A 3,804-nucleotide genomic window follows, 5' to 3' on the forward strand; every position below is an offset into this window, starting at 1 on the left:
CTCAAGGTGAAGGACTGGAACGACCGCCGCAAGGTTCGCATCGAGTCGCGGTCGGATGCCTCGGAATTCGGTCTGATCGTCAAGTATGTCTTCGGCTTCGATGCTCCGTCGGACTCGTCTGTCACTACCCGCTATGCGCAGGTTCTGGCGTGGATCGATGAGACCATGGAGGATCGTGCGACGGTGACCTTGAGCCAGATTTTCAAGGCAATCCAGGCAGTCGGGGGCTTCGAAAAGGTCGTCTACGCCATGCGCGGCAAGAAGATGACTCAGCCCGAGGTGAGCGGCTCGGTTCTCGTCACGGCCGGTGAACGCAAGCTGATGGCGGCGTACGTAGCATGCAAGGCAACCGAAGCGGCGAAAGCTGCCCCGGCGCTGGCCAAGGTGGAGATCCCGGTCGACTGCAATGCTGACGGCCTTGTGCTGATCGTCGGTCGTCAGGTGGACGGCCAGATCGAGCTCGTCGGACCTCTGGGTCTCGAATCGGCTCAGTTCTCATCTGCCATTGCGAACTTCGCTCACAACCACCTGCCGACCGATCCCAGCACCGAGTTTCTGGCCATGATGCTGGATTTGGGCCAGATGGTCTCCAGCGGCGAGCAGATGGGCAAGACCGAGAACGACCTGAAGATGGGGCAGTCGCTCCAGTCCGAGCGGGTTCTCACCCTGGTCCCGCACCAGACGACGGGTGTGCAGTTTGTCGTGTCGGCTCGCCATACCGATGCTTCTGTGGTGGTCAGGGCTACGCCGAAGATCGACATCACCCGTTTCGGGGATGTTGTCGAGCCGGTGATGCTGACCGCTGCTGACGTGTCGTCCCTGGGTTCGCTCCTCGAGGATGCCCCGACTCGCGGGCTCATCTCTCTGTCGCGCGACATGACGACGGTGATTTTCACGACGAAGGTCCAGAATGCGGCCCTGGACCCGCTGAAGCACAGCCACGCGAACGTCAGCGTGGAGTGGAAGTCCATCGCAAACATGGCGGAAAAGCCGCTCGACATTGACGGCTTCAAGCCGAGTGTGTGCCGTAGCTATACGCAGGCCGACCTGGCGACCTGGTACTCCGACGACTTTGCTAAGAAGCACGAAGGTGCCGCCAAGAAGTCGAAGCGCGAAGCAGCGGAGGTGCGCTTCGGGGGCAATGCGGTCATCCGTCAGGGCACCTACGGCACCTATGCCGACGCGGGTAAATCCAGCAAGGCCCCGATCACGGTGAAGTTCGACCTCGCCCAGATCGCTAACGTACTGAGCGTGCTGCGGACGAAGGAAACCAGCCACGTCATGGCGTTCGCCGACGACGGGGGTCTGGTCGGCTTCTTCTGGGAAGACTCTCTCGCCTTCTGGGAGCTCTATCTGCCCGCACTCGCAGCAGATGGTGCGCGTCTTCAGAGCCGCCGTCTCGCGCCGATGACCGTCGAGGCCGTCTGCGATGACAGCTCCACGAACGAATCGGGCAACTAACACCCAGCGGGGGAACATAAAGTTCCCCCTTTTTTCCATTCACACGCACAACAGGACAACTGTCATGAATGACATTCGCGCTGCGCTGGCCGGTTCGCACTATGCTGCGGTCAGCAACCACATCAAGAACGATCCCACGCCGAAGGATCAGGCGGTCTACGTGCCGTCGATTTCTCCCGGCTATGCCATCGATGTCTATCGCAAGGCATGGGCTCGTTCTCTGCCTCAGGGGGTCGAGGCAGACGATTTCAACTTCCTGGACCCGAAGAACGAATTCTTCCGCATCAGCCACGCTCTCTACTCGGCAGGCCAGGCGCTGGGCAAGAAGGACAAGCCCTGCATCGTCACCAAGCGTGACAGGCAGAACACGATCCTGATCGGTGACTCGGGAGGCTACCAAACAGCAACCCAGAATCGTGCCTTCAGCACCAATTCGGAACGCAAGGAGGTCCTCGACTGGCTCGAAGCTCACAGCGATTACGCGATGACGCTCGACGCTCCCACTGCGCCCATCATCGAACGTCGTGGCTATCTTTACCGAACGACGCGCGAGTGCCTCGATGCTACCCTCACTCATCTTCGGTACTTTGCCGACAACCGTAGCACCAGTTCGGTCAAATTCCTCAACGTTCTCCATGGGAATAATCCGCAGGAAGCCGACCTTTGGTATCGGGAAGTCAAAGTGTTCGGTTTCGAGGGTGTGGCGTTCGCCGGGCTTCTTCGGCTGAACATTTACGAAATGATCCGGCGCATCCTGGTGATGCTCCAGGATGGCACCCTGGAGCGCATCCAGTGGATTCATGTGCTCGGTACCAACAGGCTCGACACGGCGGTCCTTCTCACCGCCATCCAGCGTGCGATCAAGACCCATTTCGGACTCGACGTGCGGATCAGCTTTGACACCTCGGCCCCTTTCCGCAATCTGAAGTGGGGAAACGCCATCACGCTTCCTCATCTCGACGGAAGCTTGATGACGATGGGCCAGAGCGCTGCACCCGATGGTCATCAGTTTCTCCAGTCGACGGTGCCGTGGCCGTGGCCCAGCCCGCTGGGAAATCGGATGGTGATGGGTGACTTCTGCGTGCCCACCACGAACGGCAGCTATCGCGACCAGCAGAGCAATCACTATCTTGCGCACCACAATCTCGCGGCCCTGTGCTGGGGAATTGCTCTTGCGAACCGCGTGTTCGATGCCGAAGGCCTGAACGGTCTGCACACCATTGGACGGGCGGAGGGAGCTACTGTCGAGGCAATCGATAGGATCTTCAAGTCTAGGAGCTTGCTGACGCTCGCCTCCTACCAGTCGACATTTGCCAGGCTGCGGTGCGGCTTCAAACCCACTGGGGGCGAAGTGGAGCGTCAGATCTAGCGCTCCCCACTTTTTCGAGCCGCGATTGATTATCGCGTCAGCGAGCGCGCAGGCTCCGTGCCCGCAAAGTGGTGTCCCCTGCTAAATACACGCATGAGAAACCTAAACGCACTCTCGGAGGAGAACCTCCGAATCGACGCCGAGCTTCTTGCGAGCCTCAAGCGGCTCGGCGTCATCCAGACACAATATGACCTGAGCCGCCTCTGTGGCATGAACGAGAGCTACTACAGTTCCATGCGCACCAAGGGATACGGCATGAACCTCGGCAGCCTCGTGTTCCTATGGGGTTGCCTCTCGCATCGTGCGCGCGAGATCAGCGATCCAAAGATCGGAGCCGTGATCAGCCATGCCGCCGGGCTAGTCAATCAGGCGATCACCGCGAAATGCAGTCTGCGCCAGCACGAGATACAAGCGATGAGAGGGGGATAAGCCATGCGCATCCACGAGATTACTGACTCCTTCAAGTTGCAGTCCGATGCAATTACGAAGCAGCAGAAGGACCTTAAGATCAAAAAGGCACGGATCAGAGCCACCAAGGCGCAGGCCGCGTTGCGTAAGGCTCAGCAACCTTAGCTTTTAACGCCTTCGCTTCTGCTGCACGTTGAGCACATTCGGCCTTCCATATTGTGCCTGCAGAAGCGCTCGCGCGAATTCCACGCTCTGCGCCCTCACATCCACCCACACCCATTGTGTGGTGCCCTGTACCGTGAGCCTTATCTGTCCCTCGTATTCCATGGTGATCTTCCTCTCGCCAAGCACTTGTCTTGCGTTCGGATTATTTATTTGCGCTGCAATAGCAGGGCTGGCTTTTACGCGGCATGGCGGATGGCCAGCACTGCGATGCGCCTATGCCTGCGGGGCGTTTGCACTCGAGTGCGAGAGATAGCGTCTCCCGATTGCCGAGCGTCAAGAACATTAGTGTATGCACAATAATTGACAAGCCCTATATTTTGTGCATACATTAAAGCCATGAA

At 58.8% G+C, this 3,804-nt stretch carries 4 protein-coding genes; all 4 read left to right on the plus strand.

All coding sequences use genetic code 11. The annotated features are described in order from the left end of the window. On the plus strand, positions 1-1,461 hold a 1,461-nt coding region (locus WCJ41_RS20520; RefSeq protein WP_336907695.1), incomplete at its 5' end, for a hypothetical protein. A 64-nt stretch (positions 1,462-1,525) separates the two neighbouring features. Further along, a complete protein-coding gene (locus WCJ41_RS20525) occupies positions 1,526-2,830 on the plus strand; it encodes a hypothetical protein (protein WP_336907696.1) in 1,305 nt (434 codons plus the stop codon). Between the two features lie 93 nt (positions 2,831-2,923). Then, a complete protein-coding gene (locus WCJ41_RS20530) occupies positions 2,924-3,259 on the plus strand; it encodes a hypothetical protein (protein WP_336907697.1) in 336 nt (111 codons plus the stop codon). 3 nt (positions 3,260-3,262) lie between these two features. Continuing rightward, positions 3,263-3,403, plus strand: a complete 141-nt coding sequence (locus WCJ41_RS20535; protein WP_336907698.1) for a hypothetical protein — start codon at positions 3,263-3,265, stop codon at positions 3,401-3,403. Positions 3,404-3,804: the final 401 nt, after the last annotated feature.

The sequence above is a fragment of the Aestuariivirga sp. genome (assembly GCF_037139295.1).
Classification (GTDB): Bacteria; Pseudomonadota; Alphaproteobacteria; order Rhizobiales; family Aestuariivirgaceae; genus Aestuariivirga.

Bases quoted from the DNA above. Each gene is read 5' to 3' on its own strand.
- WCJ41_RS20525 (WP_336907696.1), top strand. From the start codon at position 1,526: ATGAATGACATTCGCGCTGCGCTGGCCGGTTCGCACTATGCTGCGGTC.
- WCJ41_RS20530 (WP_336907697.1), top strand. From the start codon at position 2,924: ATGAGAAACCTAAACGCACTCTCGGAGGAGAACCTCCGAATCGACGCC.
- WCJ41_RS20535 (WP_336907698.1), top strand. From the start codon at position 3,263: ATGCGCATCCACGAGATTACTGACTCCTTCAAGTTGCAGTCCGATGCA.